Source organism: Streptomyces purpurascens (genome assembly GCF_045040895.1).
GTDB classification, from domain to species: domain Bacteria; phylum Actinomycetota; class Actinomycetes; order Streptomycetales; family Streptomycetaceae; genus Streptomyces; species Streptomyces purpurascens.
In genome coordinates this window covers 901,240-919,059 of the sequence record NZ_CP108341.1, presented here as the reverse complement: position 1 = coordinate 919,059, position 17,820 = coordinate 901,240, and the positions used below count along the sequence as shown (strand labels likewise).

Annotated in this window: 16 protein-coding genes and 2 pseudogenes; 9 read left to right on the top strand and 9 right to left on the bottom strand. The window is 70.4% G+C overall.

The genetic code is table 11. The features are described 5' to 3' along the window. Positions 1–112: 112 nt before the first annotated feature. A complete protein-coding gene (locus tag OHU35_RS04200) occupies positions 113–2,218 on the top strand; it encodes an alpha-galactosidase (RefSeq protein WP_405509170.1) in 2,106 nt (701 codons plus the stop codon). A 107-nt stretch (positions 2,219–2,325) separates the two neighbouring features. Further along, entirely contained in the window at positions 2,326–3,066 is a 741-nt protein-coding gene (locus OHU35_RS04195; RefSeq protein ID WP_189730497.1) for a class I SAM-dependent methyltransferase, read from the top strand. Positions 3,067–3,156: 90 nt separating this feature from the next. Here OHU35_RS04195 and OHU35_RS04190 read toward each other — a convergent pair. Then, positions 3,157–3,350: pseudogene (locus OHU35_RS04190) on the bottom strand (IS5/IS1182 family transposase); the annotation flags it as partial. Between OHU35_RS04190 and OHU35_RS04185 the strand changes: the two are divergent. Beyond that, the gene (locus tag OHU35_RS04185; RefSeq protein WP_189730499.1) at positions 3,279–3,758 is read left to right on the top strand and encodes an HIT family protein; all 480 of its coding nucleotides are present in this window, start codon (positions 3,279–3,281) and stop codon (positions 3,756–3,758) included. The pseudogene OHU35_RS04190 and the gene OHU35_RS04185 overlap by 72 nt on opposite strands. A gap of 322 nt (positions 3,759–4,080) precedes the next feature. Here OHU35_RS04185 and OHU35_RS04180 read toward each other — a convergent pair whose 3' ends face one another. The 3 genes from OHU35_RS04180 to OHU35_RS04170 form a co-directional block, all read right to left on the bottom strand. Further along, positions 4,081–4,479: a nuclear transport factor 2 family protein gene (locus OHU35_RS04180; RefSeq protein ID WP_405504699.1), complete on the bottom strand. Its 399-nt coding sequence runs from the start codon at positions 4,477–4,479 to the stop codon at positions 4,081–4,083. A gap of 12 nt (positions 4,480–4,491) precedes the next feature. Further along, positions 4,492–5,340 (bottom strand): alpha/beta fold hydrolase, encoded by an 849-nt coding sequence (locus OHU35_RS04175; RefSeq protein ID WP_405504697.1) that lies wholly within the window; start codon positions 5,338–5,340, stop codon positions 4,492–4,494. A 101-nt stretch (positions 5,341–5,441) separates the two neighbouring features. Continuing rightward, the gene (locus OHU35_RS04170) at positions 5,442–5,957 is read right to left on the bottom strand and encodes a helix-turn-helix domain-containing protein (RefSeq protein WP_189730510.1); all 516 of its coding nucleotides are present in this window, start codon (positions 5,955–5,957) and stop codon (positions 5,442–5,444) included. A gap of 187 nt (positions 5,958–6,144) precedes the next feature. Here OHU35_RS04170 and OHU35_RS04165 point away from each other — a divergent pair. Further along, positions 6,145–6,671: pseudogene (locus OHU35_RS04165) on the top strand (transposase family protein); the annotation flags it as partial. Between the two features lie 108 nt (positions 6,672–6,779). Here OHU35_RS04165 and OHU35_RS04160 read toward each other — a convergent pair. After that, positions 6,780–7,280 carry a DinB family protein gene (locus OHU35_RS04160; protein ID WP_405504694.1) on the bottom strand — a complete coding sequence of 167 codons (501 nt, stop codon included), beginning with the start codon at positions 7,278–7,280 and terminating at the stop codon, positions 6,780–6,782. Between the two features lie 42 nt (positions 7,281–7,322). After that, positions 7,323–7,949, bottom strand: a complete 627-nt coding sequence (locus OHU35_RS04155) for an SAM-dependent methyltransferase (RefSeq protein WP_405504692.1) — start codon at positions 7,947–7,949, stop codon at positions 7,323–7,325. A gap of 87 nt (positions 7,950–8,036) precedes the next feature. Here OHU35_RS04155 and OHU35_RS04150 point away from each other — a divergent pair, with 87 nt between their 5' ends. Next, on the top strand, positions 8,037–8,621 hold the full coding sequence (locus OHU35_RS04150) for a helix-turn-helix domain-containing protein (protein WP_405504690.1): 585 nt from the start codon (positions 8,037–8,039) through the stop codon (positions 8,619–8,621). A 33-nt stretch (positions 8,622–8,654) separates the two neighbouring features. Here OHU35_RS04150 and OHU35_RS04145 read toward each other — a convergent pair whose 3' ends face one another. The 3 genes from OHU35_RS04145 to OHU35_RS04135 all read right to left on the bottom strand — a co-directional run bounded on the left by OHU35_RS04145 (position 8,655) and on the right by OHU35_RS04135 (position 12,814). Beyond that, positions 8,655–9,806 (bottom strand): acyltransferase family protein, encoded by a 1,152-nt coding sequence (locus OHU35_RS04145; RefSeq protein WP_405504688.1) that lies wholly within the window; start codon positions 9,804–9,806, stop codon positions 8,655–8,657. A gap of 216 nt (positions 9,807–10,022) precedes the next feature. Continuing rightward, positions 10,023–11,654, bottom strand: coding sequence for a cellulase family glycosylhydrolase (locus tag OHU35_RS04140; RefSeq protein ID WP_405504686.1), 1,632 nt, complete (start codon positions 11,652–11,654; stop codon positions 10,023–10,025). A 50-nt stretch (positions 11,655–11,704) separates the two neighbouring features. Next, complete coding sequence (locus tag OHU35_RS04135; RefSeq protein WP_405504684.1) at positions 11,705–12,814, bottom strand: GDSL-type esterase/lipase family protein; 1,110 nt, start codon at positions 12,812–12,814, stop codon at positions 11,705–11,707. A 474-nt stretch (positions 12,815–13,288) separates the two neighbouring features. Between OHU35_RS04135 and OHU35_RS04130 the strand changes: the two genes are divergently transcribed. From OHU35_RS04130 to OHU35_RS04115, 4 genes are read left to right on the top strand one after another with little or no spacing between them, the layout of a single operon-like run. Beyond that, positions 13,289–14,143 carry a sugar ABC transporter permease gene (locus OHU35_RS04130; protein ID WP_189730522.1) on the top strand — a complete coding sequence of 285 codons (855 nt, stop codon included), beginning with the start codon at positions 13,289–13,291 and terminating at the stop codon, positions 14,141–14,143. After that, positions 14,140–15,027, top strand: a complete 888-nt coding sequence (locus OHU35_RS04125; RefSeq protein ID WP_189730524.1) for a carbohydrate ABC transporter permease — start codon at positions 14,140–14,142, stop codon at positions 15,025–15,027. The genes OHU35_RS04130 and OHU35_RS04125 overlap by 4 nt, the downstream gene beginning before the upstream one ends. 27 nt (positions 15,028–15,054) lie before the next feature. After that, positions 15,055–16,704 carry an extracellular solute-binding protein gene (locus OHU35_RS04120; RefSeq protein WP_189730525.1) on the top strand — a complete coding sequence of 550 codons (1,650 nt, stop codon included), beginning with the start codon at positions 15,055–15,057 and terminating at the stop codon, positions 16,702–16,704. 31 nt (positions 16,705–16,735) lie between these two features. After that, the gene (locus OHU35_RS04115; RefSeq protein WP_405504680.1) at positions 16,736–17,803 is read left to right on the top strand and encodes a LacI family DNA-binding transcriptional regulator; all 1,068 of its coding nucleotides are present in this window, start codon (positions 16,736–16,738) and stop codon (positions 17,801–17,803) included. Positions 17,804–17,820: the final 17 nt, after the last annotated feature.

Genomic DNA, 17,820 nt, shown 5'->3' with positions numbered 1-17,820 from the left:
ACTTGGGTCGTCAAGAGACCGTAACGAGGGATTCACGCGGACCGCCGCTCCCGGAGAACGGGGCGGGGTCAGGAGGGGGAGCACCTTGACCGGCACGGCGGATGCGGCGCACATGGCCTCCAACCAGCGGCTGGACGAGTTCACTTGGGGCCATGAGGCCCTTCGGGCACGGTTCGCCGTCGCCGCCGACGGGACGCTGAGGCTGGTCGGTCTGGCCCATCCCGACGACGACAGCCCCGCCGCCCCGCCCTCGGCGCTCCCGCTCGTGGAGCTCACCGCCCTCGGTCACGGCAGCGGCTGGTCCGGCCCGCGTTTCACGGGCACGGCGTTCGGCGCACGGCTCGCCTACCGGGCCCACCGCACGGGCAGACGCGACGGCTGGGACTGGCTGACCGTCGAACTCCACGATCCGGGCACCGGCCTGACGGCGTTCGCCGAGCTGACGTCACCCACCGGCCTGCCCGTCCTGCGCTCCCGCGTCCGGCTCCGCAACGAGGGCCGGGAGCCCTTGGTCGTCCAGTCCGTCAGCAGCCTGCTGCTCGGCGGCCTGCCCGCCCCGGACGCCCTCGACGTCCACCGGGCCCGCAACGACTGGCTCGCCGAGTGCCGTTGGTACGCCGAGCCGCTGCGCGCCGGCGTCGCCGACATCAACATGGACGTCCACGAGCACGACAGCCGGGCCGCCCTCGCCCTCACCGGGCGCGGCAGCTGGCCCACCGACGGCCATCTGGCCATGGGGGCGCTGACCGAGCGGGACGGCGGCCGGGCGTGGGTGTGGCAGGTGGAGTCCCCGGCCGGCTGGCGCTGGGACGTCGGCCAGCGCGCACACGGCACGTACCTCGCGCTGAACGGCCCCACGGACGCGGAACACCAGTGGCGGGTCCGGCTCGAACAGGGCGAGGAGTTCACCACCGTGTCCGGGGCCCTCGCACTCGGCTCCGGCCTCGACGCCGCGATGGGCGCCCTGACCTCCTACCGCCGCGCGATCCGCCGACCCCACCCGGACCACACCGACCTCCCCGTCGTCTTCAACGACTACATGAACACCCTCATGGGCGACCCGACCACGGCCAAACTGCTGCCGCTGATCGACGCCGCCGCCGACGCCGGCGCGGAGTACTTCTGCATCGACTCGGGCTGGTACGACGACGACACCCGCGGCTGGTGGGACAGCGTCGGCGCCTGGCAGCCCTCGCCGCGCCGCTTCCCCGACGGCGGCATCCAGGCGGTCCTGGACCGGATCCGGGAGCGCGGCATGGTGCCCGGGCTGTGGCTGGAGCCGGAGGTCGTCGGGGTACGCAGCCCGGTCGCGGCCGAGCTCCCCGCCGAGGCGTTCTTCCAGCGCGACGGCGTGCGCCTGACCGAGCAGGGCCGCCACCAGCTCGACCTGCGGCATCCGGCCGCCCGCGCCCACCTCGACAAGACGGTCGACCGGATCGTCGGCGACTGGGGCGTGGGCTATCTCAAGCTGGACTACAACATCGTGGTCGACCCCGGCACCCAGGCCCTGGGCGACCTCGCGCCGGGAGCGGGGCTGCTCGGCCACGCCCACGCCTACCTGGACTGGCTCTCCGGCGTACTGGACCGGCACCCCGGCCTCGTCGTCGAGAACTGCGCCTCGGGCGGCATGCGCATGGACGGGGCCACCCTGGCCGTAGCCCAGCTCCAGTCCACCAGCGACCAGCAGGACCCGCTGCGCTACGCGCCCATCGCCGCCGCCGCGCCGACCGCGGTCCCGCCCGAGCAGGGCGCCGTCTGGGCCTACCCGCAGCCCGGATTCGACGACGGCCTGATCTCCTGGACCCTGGGCGGGGCCCTGCTCGGCCGCATCCATCTCTCCGGCCATCTGAACCGCATGTCGGAACACCAACTGGCCCTCGTACGGGACGCGGTCGCGGTCTACAAGTCGATCCGCGGCGACCTCGCACGGGCCCTGCCCTTCTGGCCGCTCGGCCTGCCCGGCTGGACGGACGAGTGGCTGGCCCTGGGCCTCAGGGTCCCCGGCGACAGCACGGCCTACGTCTCGGTCTGGCGTCGCGGCGGACCGGCCGAACTCCACGTCCCCCTCCGGCACCTGGCGGACCGGCCCGTCCGCGCGGACGTCCTGCACCCGTCCTCCCCGGAGGCGGGCCGGGCCACCTGGGACGGGGACGGACTGACGGTGTCGGTGCCGCGTGCGCCCGGTGTGCTGCTGGTTCGGCTCACACAGGACGGTTAGGGCTCGTCCGGCGGATCATGGGCCGAGCCAGGGCCGGACCGAGGCGAGGGCCGGCCAGTGCCCAAATCGTGTTGACCGCCCTCGGCAGGCAGTGCTGGAGTCGGCACGTGGACAGCATCCCCGCCAACCGGCGGCTCTGGAACCAGATCAGCGGCGCCTACCAGCACAAGCACGACCCCCAAATCGGCGCCACACCCCGGCTGTGGGGCATGTACTCCATCCCCGACGCGCACCTGCACGCCCTGGGCGACGTCACCGGCAAGCGCGTCCTCGAACTCGGCTGCGGCGCCGGCCAGTGGTCCAGGGCGCTCGCCGCCGAGGGCGCCACCGTGGTCGGACTCGACCTGTCCGAAGCCCAACTCGCCGCAGCGGCCCGCGCGATGGGAGCGGCCCGCTACCCGCTGGTGCAAGGCGCTGCCGAACAACTCCCGTTCGCCGCCGACAGCTTCGACCTGGTGTTCTGCGACTTCGGCGGGCTCAGCTGGGCGCCCCCGCACCTGGCCGTCCCGCAGGCCGCACGCGTCTTGGGCCGAGGTGGGCGCCTGGTGTTCAACGTCGCCAGCCCATGGTTCGAAGCTTGCTACGACGAAGCCGCCAGCCGCGTGACCACGACGCTGCAGCAGGACTACTTCGGGCTGAACACCATCGCCGAAGACGACGGCGCGACCAGCTATCAGCTCACCTACGGCGACTGGGTCAAGGTCCTGCGCGGCGCGGGTCTCATCATCGACGACCTCATCGAGCCGCGGCCCGAACTCGGAACACCCAACGGCTACAACGAAACCGACCCACCCGACTGGGCACACCGCTGGCCGGCGGAACTGCTCTGGGTAACCCACAAACCGTAAGTTCCGCCGCGCCGAGACGTGAAGGCATCCCCTCGCCGGGCAGGCCTAGAGTCTGTCCGGGTGATCATGGGCGGAGCCAGAGCCGGATCGAGGCGCTCCACCCCTGCTTCCGCGTCTTCTGCGATGGGCCCGCTGATCTCGGGGCTCGGGAATGGTGTGCTTGATCTGGCGCGTCGCAGGTAACGGCGGTTGCGCCGGGAGGAGTTCCGGACATGGTCGATGGCTGGCGGGTCGATCGAATCGGGAGTGCGCTGCGAGGTGAGAACCCCGCTGTACTGCGGCGCCTGAACGCGGGGTTCGCGGTGATCGGTGATGTGCAGTTCCTGCCGGGCTACTCGGTGCTCCTGGTGGACGACCCTCAGGTGGAGAGACTGTCGGACTTGCCCCGAGGGAAGCGGCTGGCCTTCCTCTCCGACATGGACCAGCTCGGGGAAGCAGTCGAGCGAGCATCGCGTCGCATGGATGCGGCTTTCCGGCGGGTCAATCTTGAGATCTTGGGGAATACCGACGGGTTCTTGCACGCACACGTATGGCCGCGGTTCGAGTGGGAACCGCCCGAGTTGGTGGGCCTGCCGGTTTGGCTCTATCCCCGTGACAGGTGGGCCGACGAGCAGTTCGCACTCGGTCCGCGGCACGACGTGCTTCGCAAGGCGATCGGGGACGAGCTGGACCAACTGCGGTTGGTGAACTGACGGCGGGCGGATCACGCGGCGGTCGTCTTCCACTCGCGTGTTCGCCGCACGTCCGTTCGCCCTCACTGTCGCAGGGTCGACGGCGGGCCGACGAAGGGGCCGCCGACGGATCTTCCCGGACGCGTCGAGGGGCACGTCCGCGCCCGGAAGGAGTCGAAGACGGCAACTCCGCCCCGGTCGGCCCCTGGCGGGCGCGTATCGCGTGATTCCCGCGGGGGCTCGTTGGCCGATCCCCCGCAGCGCGGCGAGACCGGACAGCGCTCGTCCTGTCCGGTCTCGGATACGGGGCCGGGGACACCCACGACGGGCCCCGGAAACGGGGTCACATCACGGCGTCGGTCTCAAGCGGGCCCGCAGTGATGCGGAGCGTCCGGATGCGGACCGGTTCTTCCCCGTCGAGGTAGAAGATGTGCATGAACGGGGCTCGCACCACCTGGTCCGGATCGCTCTTCTTGGCCATCGTCGCCTCGCCGCGCAGCAGGCGGACGCCGTCATCCGCGGCCCAGAACTCCAGGACCTCGTGGGTGATGATCAACGGTGCGTCGATCTTGACGAAGAACGCCTTGATGGCCTCGACGCCCTGGATGTGCGCGGTACCGAAGAACATGTCGGTGTCCTCGGTCAACGGTGCGAAGCCCTCGCCGAACTCCAGGGTGTCGATGGCGTCGATGAACTTCAGGACCCAGTCGGGTACGGCCGTCGCTTGTGTCGTGTTCTCCATGGTGGCTTCCGATCAGACCGTGGCGGGCAGGGCGGCGAGGAACGTGTCGATCTCGGCGTTGACGCCGTCGGGGTTCTCACGGGCGGCGAGGTGGGCGGTGTGCTGGAGCACACGGAAGGTGCTGCCCTCGATGGCATCCGCCATTTTCCGCACCACATGCACAGGGAACTGACTGTCCTCCTCACCGGCGATGATCAGGACGGGCACGTTCCTGATGGTGTTCAGGAGGCGGTGCTCGTCCTTGCGCCCTATGAGGATGCTGCGCAGCGCCCACGCCACCGACTTCGGGTCGTCCCGCAGCACGAACCTGGTGAACTCCGTGAACTCCGGGTTGGTGGCCTCGGCGGTGGGGCCGGCGAAGGCGGCGCGGGCGGCCTTGGCGGCCAGCGGCGGCATCTTCGCGTGCAGCGAGAGGAACGTGGACAGCGCGGTGGCCCAGATGCTCTCGACCGTCGTGGGCAGTGAGGCGGTGCAGTTGATGCCGACCGCCGCCGCGGTCCGCTGCGGGTAGTGGGCCGGGAAGACCCCGGCCAGCATGCCGCCCCAACTGTTGCCCACCAGGACGCACTTGTCGATGCCGAGCGCGTCGAGGATCTCGACGAGCACGTCGGAGCAGTCCTTGAGATCAATGATCTTGCGCAGCGCGTCGGACTTGCCGTGTCCGGGGCTGTCGATGAGCACTACGCGGTGGGTCGGGGCGAAGTGCTCGTACTGGTACTGCCACATGGTGCCGTCCATCATCAGGCTCGGCCAGCACACCATGGCGGGGCCGTCGGAACGGCCGCCGACGCGCACGTTGATCAGGCCCAGTGAGGTGGGGATCAGCTTCTCGGTAACCCCTTCGGGCCAGTTCGTGGTCATGGTCAGTCCTCTCCGTGACCAAGGGGACGTTCAGTCACTAGTAGCGTAACGCTACTAGTTTCAAAACGCTACCAGCAATGGCCGCCGTCGAGCCGAAGAGATCAACCGGACTCCGAACCGTGGTCGCCCGGCGTCGCGGGAGCCGTCCCCCTCCGCCGACCGGCACCGCCCTCCCCGGCGGCCGTCGGCCGCAGAGTCGAGGCCTCGACCGGCTGATGGCAGCTGCTGCACGCGAGGTAGGGATTGGTCGGGTTGCCGCACGTCGTGTGCATCAGCGGGTGGCGCGTGATGTCGGTGTCGGTCGCATGGGTCTCGGCCCAGCGCGTGATGGCCGCGATGGCGGGGACGACGAGTTCGCGGGCGCTGTCGGTGAGCTCGTACTCGTACCACGGCTTGTCGGAGCGGTAGGCGCGTTTGGTGAGCACCCCTAGCTCGGTCAGGCTGTTGAGCCGCGCGGTGAGGATGTTCGCCGAGATCCCCAGAGCTCGCTTGAGTTCGCCGAAACGGCCAACACCGAAGAACACCTCCCGCAGGATCTGGTAGTTCCAGCGCTCGGAGATGGCGGCCAGGAACTCCTGCCCATGCTGGAAGGTGACGCGACTCTCGTGGTCGGGCACGACTTCTCCTCTCCGGCGGATCCCGGTAGTGGTCCTAAATCAAAAGTAGTTCCGCAATGTTACTAGTGGCCATTGTTCCTGACATCCCTCTCCGAGGTCGGGAACACGGGCGGTGACACACGCGCCCGGCTCGCCTCCCGAGGGCTCGCGAAATCCTGGCACGGCGCGAAGCGGCCCCAGACGGGCCCAGGCCGTATTGGTCCTGCGCTGGTTCGTCGACGGCACGCGCGTGGCCCAACTCGCCCGGGACAACGGCATCTCCAATCCGACCGCGTACCGCTACCTGTACGAAGGGCTCACCGTGCTGTCCGACCACGCCCCGGACCTGGCCACCGCGCTGGAGCGGGCCGTCGCGGCCGGCTACACCCACCTCAACCTCGACGGCACTGTGGTGCGCAGAACCGCGTCGCCGCCGCCGGCCCCAACAGCGCGGATCTGTGGTGGTCCGGCAATCACCGACACCACGGCGGCAACGTGCAGGTCATCTCCGCCCCGGACGGCTGGCCGCTGTGGGGCTCGCCAGTGCGGCCGGGACGCGAGCACGACACAACCTGTGCCCGCGCCCACGGTCTCGTCGACGCCCTGAACCGGCTCGCCGCCACCCTGGGCATCCCCACCCTGACCGACCTCGGCTACGAGAACGCCGGAGAGGGCCTGCGCCACCCGGTCAAGAAGCCCAGGGGCGGCGAACTCACCGAGCCCGACAAGGCGTATCGTGCCCGATGACATGGCCGTCACCCCCCCAGCCCATCGGCGATCAGCGTGTGCACATACCGCGCATGATCGGCCACCAGCCGTACCAGGTCTGTGGCCAGCCGTGGATCAGCGGCCGGTGGTGCTGTCGATTAGTTCGCGGAGGATGTCCGCGTGGCCCGCGTGCCGGCCGGTCTCCTCGATCATGTGGGTGAGTGCCCAGCGGATGCTGGGAGCGGGACGGTCCGGCCGCGGCCGGGGGACCGGTGCGCCGAGATCGGTGCAGCCGTCGAGAACGTCGTTCGCGCGCTCGACCGCGTCTCGGTAGCGGGCGACGACATCGGCCACACTGTCCGTCGGCGTGGCTCGGAACGTCGCCTGCCAGTCGGTGACGTCGTCCCCGAGGAACATCGAGCGCTCGACGAGAGTCAGGTGGTGGAGCAGGCCGAGCAGGTTCGTGCCTGAGGGAACGGCGGCTGTTCGCGCCTGCGGTTCGGGGGCGCCGTCGACCTTCGCGGCGATCGAGCTCCGGAGGTAGTCGAGGAATCCGCGCAGGACCTCGGACTCGGTGCTTCCGGTCCGGGGCGGCGGGGTGTCGCGGCGCCGGTTGCGGCGGGTGGTGCTGGGCACGGTGGCTTCCCCTCCTTCGTCGGGGCGGCGTCGGCCGCCGTGTCAGGCGGTGCGGCGGATGAGGAGGACGTGGTCGGTGACCTCGGCGGTGCGCCCGTCCGGTCCGGTCGCGATCCGGCGGGGTGCGTCGGCCCGCTCGACTGTCCATGTCCGCGGGTCCAGGTCGATACCCGCGGCGACTTCCCGCGGGCTCGGGTAGTGGATGTCGGGATCCTGGTTCCACGACCAGGGCGCGGCCGAGCCGTGGTCGACGACCAGCAGCCGCCCGCCCGGGCGCAGTGCGTGCGCGGCCGAGCGCAGGACGGTTGCGCGGTCCAGGTCGAAGGGGGTGTGCAGGTAGTGGGCGCAGACCAGGTCGAACTCGCCGGGCGGGCAAGACCGGTGCAAGTCGGCCCGCACGGTGGTGACGCGGTCGCCCAGGCCGTGTGAGCGGGCGAGGGCGGCGAGCCTCTCGACCGCCACGGCCGATATGTCGACGGCCGTGACGTGCCACCCCCGGCGGGCGAGCCACAGCGCGTCGCCGCCGTCGCCGCATCCGAGGTCCAGCACGTCACCGGACGGCAGGCCCGTCACCGTCTCGGTGAGGCGAACATTCGGCCGCGGGCCGCCGGCTGCCGGTCGGGCCGCGTAGACGCCGTCCCAGAACGTGACCGCATCTGTGGTGTTCATCAAGGCTCCTTGTGTCGGGATGCACGCAGTCTTGCCAGGCACACCACGACCTGGCACGGAATCTTGCGGTTACGGCAAGATGGCCCGATGGATCGCAAGGCGGACGACGAAGTGCTGGACGGGGTGGGACCGCGGCTTCGTGCGCTGCGTCGTGCCCGCGGCATCACCCTCGCCGACCTCGCGGCGACGACCGGCGTCTCGGAGAGCACGCTGTCCCGGCTGGAGAGCGGGCTGCGCCGGCCGAGCCTGGAATTGCTGCTGCCGCTGGCCCGTACCTATGACGTTCCGTTGGACGACCTCGTCGGTGCCCCGCGCACCGGCGACCCCCGGATCCACCTCAAGCCGATCAGGCGGTTCGGGATGACCTTCGTGCCCCTGTCCCGGCGACCGGGCGGGGTGCACGCGTTCAAGATGATCATCCCGGCCCGGCCGGAACCACTCGAACCGACCCCGCAGACCCACGAGGGCTTCGAATGGCTCTACGTGCTCAACGGACGCCTGCGGCTGGTGATCGGCGAGCGCGACCTGACGCTGCCGGCCGGTGAGGCAGCCGAGTTCGACACGGCCTTGCCCCACTGGCTGGGCAGCGCCGACGGCGGCGTGGTCGAGCTTCTCATCCTGTTCGGCCTGCAAGGGGTGCGTGCGCACGTACGCACCGACCCTCATCGATAGCGATCCCCGTCGTTCCGGGCGGCGCGCCGAACGTCACTCGCGTACGGCGGTCCGCTCGCGTACGGCGCTGCGTTCCCGGGCCTGATCGCGGGCGTCCCGGCGGAACGCCCATGCCATCTCGGGCTCCATCACCCAGCGGAACAGCCGCCGTACCGGCGGGGTGCACAGCGCGGTCACGACGACGGCCGCGACGGCCGTGACGACGAGCTCGCCCAAGGGCCGGTGGATCCACGCCGGCTCGTACCAGCCCCAGAACTTGGATCCCTGGGCGACGAAACCATGCAGCAGATAGCCGTACAGTGTGCCCGCGCCCAGCACCGTGAACCATGCCCGGCGCCCGGGCACCCAGGAGAGGAAGCAGGCCACCAGGACCAGCGAGCAGCCGAAGATCACCAGCGACATGACGGGCCCGGACCAGGAGGGCGCGGCGAGCTCCTCCGCGCTGTCGCGGTGGTAGAACCAGGCGCCGGTCATCCGTGGCACCGCCCAGTAGGCCACGACGACCGCGGCGGCGAAGACCGGCACGGCGAGGATGCGCACCTTGCGCCGGCGCACCAGCCGGAAGTGCTCCGGCTTCAGGCACAGTCCGAGGACGAAGTACGGCAGGAACTGCAGGGTGCGCTGCAGGTCGAGGTCGTTGCCGACGGACGGCGAGAGCGTCGCCAGCATCGCGATGACAAGGGCGACCGGCAGCGGCCACCGCACATGCCGCCACACCGGCGTGGTCAGCCGCCAGATGAACAGCGCAGCCAGGAACCAGGTCAGATAGAGCGGGTCCAGCAGGCTGATCGGCCGGTCCGGCTCCTGGTCGGTCCACCGGGTGAACAGGGTGTACGCCGTCTCGAAGACGACGTACGGAACGGCGAGTCCGGTGATCAGACGTCGGATGCGTCCCGGGCCGGCGTCGAAGGAGCGCGAGAAGTAGCCGGAGATGATGATGAACGCCGGCATGTGGAAGGCGTACACCACCATGTACAACGCGCTCGCCGCCCGGCTGCCGTCCCGCAACGGCTCCCAGGAGTGCCCCATCGCCACCAGCACGATCGCCAGATACTTCGCGTTGTCGAAGAAGGCGTCCCGCTGCCCGGACCCTTGCGCGGGGGCGGCGGCCTCGGACGCGTCCTTCCGCCCAGGCCCGCCTTCGGCCGGCGCGACGGCGCGCATGCGCAGGGTGTCCTCGCTCATCGCGCCTCCCGCGCACGGTGGGGGAAACCGGAACGGGTGCGGGCGCATCCTGCCGGAGTGACGGCGGTGGGGTGCCGGTGAGACATCCCCGCCGCCTCACCGCTCCGGGGCCGTGTAAACCGCTTTCCTGTGCGATGTCGTATGGATCACAGCCACGGCGACGGTACCGCCGCGCCGGACGCCGGGAAGCGCGCCGGCACCGTCGCACGCGGCGCGTCAGCTCACCGAGCAGGTGGCGCCGTTCAGCGTGAACGCCGTGGGGCTGGGGTTCGCGGTCGACCGGGTGGCCGTGAAGCCGAGGGTGACCGAGCCCGCCGCGGGGATCGTCGCGGTGTACGAGGCGGCCGCGACGCTGACCTCGGAGCCGCTCTGCGTCGCCGTACCGCCCCAGAGGTTGGTGACGCGCTGGCTGTCGGGGAAGGTCCAGCGCAGCGTCCAGCCGTTGATCGCCGACGCGCCGGTGTTGCGGAGGACGATCTCGCCCTGGAAGCCGCCGGGCCAGCTGCTCGTCACCCGGTATCCGACGCCGCAGGCCGACGGTGAGCCGCCCGGGGAGGTCGTGACCGTCACCGTGGCCGAGCGGGGCGACCTGTTGCCGGCCGCGTCACGGGCGTAGACGGCGAAGGTGTGGGCGGTGGACGGGGCGAGGCCGGTGACGGTGGCGGTGGTGCCTGTTGTGGTGGTGGCGGTGGTCTCGGTCGCGCCGCTGACCCGGACGACGTCATAGCCCGTGACTCCGGTGGCGTCCGTGGCGGCGGACCAGGCCAGCTTCACGGATGACGAGGTCACCTCCGAGGCGGTCGGTGCGCCGGGAGCGGTCGGGGGAGTGGTGTCACCGCCGCCCGAGGAGTAGACGGTGGCTTCCTTCGAGGTCGCGGCGATGCCGTTGGCGCCGTTGAAGACGCGCTGGCCCCAGGAACTGAGCCGGGTGCGGTCGAACTCGATCGCCAGGTCGAGGATCGGGTCGGTGTTGCCGCTCCAGGACCAGGCCAGGTAGCCGAGCCGCAGCTGCTGGGCCACGGCCATCATGGTGTCCTCGTCAGGGTCGCCGTACTGGTCGGCCGGTCCTCCGAACTCACCGATGAGGATGGGGAGTTTGGCGTTGACGAAGGCGTTCAGATAGTCGGTGATCTCCTGGGCGGTGTCGTAGACGCTGTACATGTGGATCGAGAAGATCAGGTTGCCGGTGGGGTCGGCGTTGTAGACGGACTTGGCGTTGGCGCGCATCACGCCTTGCCAGTCCTGGCCCCAGTTGGGCGCGTCCACCATGATCGTGTGCGTGAATCCGGCGTTGCGCAGCTTCTTGACGGCGGCGATGGTGGGATCGGTCCACCCTGCGGGATTGGTGTTGCCCCAGGGCTCGTTGCCGATGTTGATGATGACGTAGTCCTCTTGACCGGCGAGCACCTCTTTCAGGCCGATCCAGTAGTCGGCCGCGTGGTCGAGGGTCCCGGCCGCGGACTCCTCTCCGTAGCCGGTGGTGTCGTGCACCTCCAGCACGCAGATGAGCCGGTTGGCCTTGCACTGGGCGATGACACCCGCCACGTCCTGCGCGCTGTTCTTGGTCCAGCGGTGGCCGTCGGAGAGGACGACACGGACAGTGTTGGCGCCCAGCGACTTGACGTCGGCCAGAGACTGCGTCTCACCCGGGTACCAGGTGTGGGCGTGGTTGACGCCGCGCATCACGAAGTCGTTCCCGGAGGCTTCCACGAGGCGGCCGTTCTCGATGCGGAAGCCGGTGGGGGCGGCCTGTGCCGGTGTGCTGAAGGAGAGTAAGGAGAGCAGGAGTCCCAGGAGGGCGGCGGCCACTCCGGCCACTCGCGGGACGGATGCGGTACGAGATCTCATAGCGGCTCCAGGGAGGAGGAGTTGACGGGGAGTCGAGCCCGCTCCGGGTGTCAGGCGGCCGGGGTCTTCGCCGTGCACGTGACGGTCGCCGCCGGGGCCCCGGCCGTTGCCGGTGCGGTGGCGACGAAGCCGAACGTGGCGCTCGCGCCGGGGGCCAGCGCGCCGTTCCACGCCGCGTTCGTGACGGTGGCCGTGCCGTCGGCGGCCGTTGTGTGGGTGCCGTTCCAGACCTGGGTGAGACGCGCGCCGCCCGCCGGTACGACGGTCGCGGTCCAGCCCGAGGCGGCGGAGGCCGACGTGTTCGTCACCGTCACCTCGCCCTGATAGCCGCCCTGCCAGGAGGAGACGGCCCGGAACCGCGCGGTGCAGGCCCCGGGTTCCTCACCGGGGTCACCGGGGTCGCCCGGGTCCTGCGGGACGCCCGCGTCGAGGACGGCCGCCAGGGCCGGGTACCAGCGGGCGGCGATCTTGTCGTCGCCGGAGGCGTTGGGGTGCACGCCGTCATAGGTGTCGGCGGCCGTGCTGAAGCCCGTCCACTGGTCGACCACGGTGATCGGGGAACGGTCCGTGCTGGTCGCCCGGGCCCAGGCGGGAATCTTCGCGTTGAAGTCGACGACGCGCTGCGCACAGGCCGCGCAGCTGCTCGGGTTCATCGGGATGAGCTGCGCGACGAGGATCCGCATGTCCGGATCGGAGGCCCGCATCTGCGTCACGAGCTTGGTGTAGGCGGCGAGGATGCGGTCGGGGGCGATGCTGCTCCACACGTCGTTCGTGCCGAAGTGCATGACAACGATGTCCGGCCGGGCGGCGGCAAGCCTCCCCGGCAGCAGGTTCTGGTCGGCGACGTTTGTCACCAACTCGCCGCCGTGGCCCTCGTTGTCGCCGTCGTGCGCCTGTCCGCAGCCCTGCGTGGGGAGCGTGCCGACGAAGTCGATGTCTTTGTATCCGCTGTTCACGAGCCGGTTCCACAACACCGCCCGCCAGCAGCCCGGCGAGCCGGTGATCGAGTCGCCGAGCGGCATGACGCGGACGGGGTCCGCGGCAGGGGCGGCCGTCGCGCGGGGTGCGACGGTCAGGCCGAGGGGGAGGAGCAGGGTGGCCAGGAGGCCGAGAACCGTGACGATCCGTAAGTGCGGGGACGAGCGGCGGGTGCTGCGCATGGTGGTCCCTTCCCTGGGTGAGGTGGGAGCGCTCCCATGACATCAAGCCATTGTTGTCATTGACGCGTCAAGAGGTTGGGGCGGGCCGGACCGCCCGCGGGCTCGGACTGTGTCTCGCGCGGCCGGTAACCGCGGGGCCCGGACCGTAGGTGCCGTCGTCGTCTTCTGCTGTTACCAGCAGGAGCCCTGCCCGGCGTGCGCTCGTCCTCCGACTGGTTCGGCCGAGGGCTGCTCGCAGCGTGAAGGCGTGAAGGCGTGACAGCGGGGCGTGAAGTCCCGGCTGTGTCAGAAGTGTTGACCGCGTCGTGAAAGCGTTTTAACTTCCCTTCACCGGACAGGCCGAGGTGAGGGGGAGCCGTGGCAACTGACTTACGCGAACGAGCAGGTGCGAAGGGGGTGAGTCCCTCTCGCCGTGGTTCCGGCGGAGCGCAGCGCAAGCGTAAAGGTTTTCAGAGCCGGGCGCTGTTTCTGCTCATGCTGCCCGGTGTCGCCTACTTCCTGCTGTTCCACTACGGCGCCCTCGCCGGCAACGTCATCGCGTTCAAGGAGTACGTGCCGTTCGACGGCCTGCTGGGGAGCCCCTGGGTGGGTCTGGGCAACTTCCAGCGCATGTTCGAGGACGCGGCGTTCTGGGACTCGGTCCTCAACACCCTCTGGATCGCCGTCCTCCAGCTGGTCTTCTACTTCCCGGTGCCGCTCGGTCTCGCCCTGCTGCTGCACACCCTCACCTGGAGCTCGGTGCGCCGGTTCGTGCAGTCGGTGGCGTATCTGCCGCACTTCATCTCATGGGTGATCGTCGTCGCGCTGTTCCAGCAGCTCCTCGGGGACACCGGCCTGCTCAACAGCGGCCTGAGCGGGGCCGGTCTGCACACCGTCGACATCATCGGCAACCCGGACGCCTTCCAGCCGCTCGTCGTCGCCCAGGTCATCTGGAAGGACGCCGGCTGGGGCACGATCATCTTCCTCGCCGCGCTCGCCCAGGTCGACGAGCAGCAGTACGAGGCGGCCGCCATCGACGGCGCCGGACCCTGGCGGCGCTTCTGGCACGTCACCCTGCCGGCCATCCGCCCGGTCGTCGTGCTGCTGCTCATCATGCGGCTCGGCGACATCCTCTCCGTCGGGTTCGAGCAGATGCTGCTGCAACGCGACGCGGTCGGTCCGGAGACCGCCGAGGTCATCGACACATTCGTCTACTACCAGGGCATCGTCGGCGGCGACTACGGCTTCGCGGCAGCCGCGGGCCTGTTCAAGGGCCTCGTAGGCGCCCTGCTCGTCTACGCGGCCAACAAGGTCGCCCACCGCCTCGGCGAACAGGGGGTCTACAGGTGAACGCGTCCGCCCGGCCCGGCTGGATGGAGAAACCCCGGCCGCTCACCCAGACCGCGAAGGCGCTCGCCCTGGCCACGGTCGTGCTGCTGGTGTGCGTGCCGTTCCTGGTGATCGTGTCGACGTCCCTGGCCTCCACCCAGGAGGTCGTCGACAACGGCGGCTGGGTGCTGTGGCCCAGCCAGCCCACGCTCGACGCCTACCGCGACATCTTCGACGGCGGCATCGTCACCCACGCCCTCGGCGTCAGCGCGGGCGTGACCGTCGCGGGCACCCTGCTCAGCCTCGCCTGCACCGTGACCCTGGCCTACGCGCTGTCCCGCCCAGGGGTCTTCGGCGGCAAACCCGTGCTGCTGCTGGTGCTGTTCACGTTCCTCTTCCCGCCCGGCATGATCCCGAGCTTCCTGCTCGTCAAGGAACTCGGCCTGCTCGACTCGTACGCCTCGCTCGTGCTGCCCGTCCTGGTCAACGTGTTCAACCTGGTCGTGCTGCGCGGCTTCTTCCAGTCGATCCCCGAGGAGTTGTACGAGGCGGCCCGGCTGGACGGGGCGGGGGACTGGCGGGTGCTGGTGTCGGTGGTGCTGCCGCTGTCCAAGGCCGCGCTCGCCGTCGTCGGCCTGTTCTACGCCGTCGCCTACTGGAACTCCTGGTTCTACGCCTCGCTGTACCTGGAGAGCGACCACTGGCCGCTCCAGCAGGTCCTGCGCACCTATGTGGTGGCCGGGGCCGGACTCACCGACGCGACGACCGGCGAGGCGACCGTCACCGCTCCGCAGACCGTGCAGATGGCGGTGCTCGTGATCGCCACCGTGCCGATCCTGCTGGTCTACCCCTTCCTGCAGAAGTACTTCACCAAGGGCGTGCTCACCGGCGCCATCAAGAGCTGACTCGAGCCGACACGAGGTGATTCACCCATGCCCAGCATGTCCCGACGCACCCTGCTGCGTTCCGCGGCCGCCGGTGGTGCCGCCGTCTCCGTCCCCGGTCTGCTGACCGCCTGCTCCTCGGGGTCCGGCGACGGCGACGTCTCCAACGCCGGGAAGAAGCTCGCCCCCTGGCCCGCCCACCGTCCCGCCACCGGCCCGAAGCCGGACCTCGCCCCCACCGAGGAGGGCGTCCAGGCCGGATACACCTCCTACCCCTCCGACCTGGTCAAGTCGGTCTCCCGCACGCCGGGCGACGGCTCCACCGTCCGTGTCATGACCGTCTCGTTCGGCACGCCGCCCAAGCCCGCCTCGGCGAACCGGTTCTGGGCGGCCGTCGAGAAGGCGCTCGGCGTGAAGATCGAGTACACGATCATCTCCCAGGCCGACTACCAGAAGAAGATGGCGACGGTCATGGCGGGCGACGCCGGCGCCCTGCCCGACATCATCAACATGTTCTCCGGCTTCACCCTGCCCCGTGAGGCACAGTTCGTGCAGCGGCGCGCCCAGGACCTCACGCCGTACCTGTCGGGCGACGCGATCGCCGACTACCCGAACCTCGCCAACATCCCCACCCACGCCTGGCGCGACATGGGCCGCATCGGTGGACGCCTCTACGGCATCCCGCTGGAGCGCCCGCTGCCCGGTTCGACCCTGTGGATCAACCAGGACATGTTCGCCGACGCGGGCATGAAGGAGGGCTGGACGGCCGAGGACTTCACCGCCGTGGCGCGGCGGGGCACGCGCGGGAAGACGTACATGCTGGGCGCCGCCGCGCTGTCCCTGTTCGGCAACGCCTACCACAGCGCCGCCCACAACGCGCCCCAGGCCTGGGCCGTCACGGACAACGGCACCTTCCTCCCGGGGGCGGCGGACGAACGGTACAAGGCGGCGATCGCGTTCCAGGCGCGGCTGCGCAAGAACGGCTCCTACCACCCCGACGCCACGTCCATCTCGCAGATCGATCTGACGACCCTCTACTACAACGGCACCGTCGGTTCCATGCAGGACGGGTTCGGCGCCTATCTGCCCAAGTACCGCGAGTCCAAGGGCAAGATGACCCCGGCGGCCGCCCTCCCGTACAGCGTCGGCGGCGAGCCGGGCGGAACCGTCGCCGCCCGCCGCTCTTTCGGCTACACCGTCCTGAAGCAGGCGAAGAAGGAGCGCATCGAACTGCTGCTGCGCATCCTCGACTACCTCGCCGCGCCCTTCGGCAGCGAGGAGTGGGAACTGGTCCACTACGGCGTCGAGGGCGTTCACTTCACCCGCGCCAAGGACGGCTCACCCGAGTACACCAAGCTCGGCGAGGTGGAGAACAACACCAACCTGCCGCTGAAGTACCTCGCCGAAGGCCCCCAGGTGCTGTTCGTGCCCGGCATGCCCGACGCCGTACGCGCACTGCACGCCTGGCAGCGGAAGGTCGTACCGCACGCCGTCCGCAACGCCTCGTTCGGGCTGCAGTCCGCGACGAACAACTCCCAGGGCGCCACCCTCAAGACCCTCCTCGACGACACCGCCACCGGGATCATCGCCGGGCGGCTGCCACTGTCCGAGTGGGACGCGACGGTGAAGAAGTGGCGGAGCCGGGGCGGCGACAGAATGGCCGAGGAATACGCGAAGGACTACGCGGCCAACACCTGAACAGCGGTGGGCGGAAGAGGAGACGCGGGGGATGGGGAACGACATGGTGTCCAAGGGGCGGGTCACGATCCGCGAGGTCGCCGAGCGGGCGGGCGTGTCCACGGCCACCGCCTCCCGCGCGCTCAGCGGCAACCACCCGGTGCCCGCGGCGACCCGGGCCCGGGTCCTGCGCGCGGCCCGCGACCTCGACTACGTGGCCAACGCGCACGCCCGCGCCCTGGTGGGCGGCGGACGCAAGATGGCCGCCGTCGTGGTCCGCCAGGTCACCAGCCCCTTCTACGCCCAGGTCGCCGAGGGCGTGGAGGCGGAGGCCGCCGACCGCGGCTGGCTCTGCGTGGTCGGCGCCACCGGCGGGGACGCCCAGCGTGAGATGGAGTTCGTGCAGCTCATGCGGGAGGAGGGCGCCCGGCTGGTGATCCTGGTCGGCGGGGTCGTCGAGGACGACGCCTACCGCGAGCGCGTCGCCCACTACGCCCATGCCCTGGACTCCTCCGGAGCCCGGCTCGTGCTCTGCGGGCGGCCCGCGCCCGACCCGGATATCCCCGCGCTCGTCGTCGAGTTCGACAACGAGGCCGGGGCCCGCGCCGTCACCGCCCATCTGCTCTCGGCCGGGCATCGCGGGATCGTCTTCCTCGGCGGACTGCCCGGCAACACCGCCCTCGACGCCCGCGTCGCCGGCTACCGGGCGGCCCTCGCCGAACACGGGCTGCCGGCCGAGGCCGCACACGTCGTCGACTGCGGACTCGGCCGCGCCGCCGGCCACCGCGCCATGACCGAACTCCTCAAGCGGACACGGGAGTTCACCGCCGTCTTCGCCGGGGACGACATGGTCGCCGCCGGTGCCCTGCGGGCGATCGCCGATCGCGGGCTGAGCGTCCCCGGTGACATCTCCGTCGTCGGCTACAACGACATCCCGCTCGCCGAGGACTTCAACCCGCCGCTCACCACCGTCCGCACCCCCGCCGAGGAACTCGGCCGCGCCGCCGTGCGTATCGCGCTGCGCGACCCCGAGCACGCCGCCGGGGCCCACCATCTGCTCGGCACCCACATCGTCGTCCGCGACAGCGTCGGCGCGCCCCCGCCCGGGCGTGCCCTGTGACCAACGGAGGAACCGCA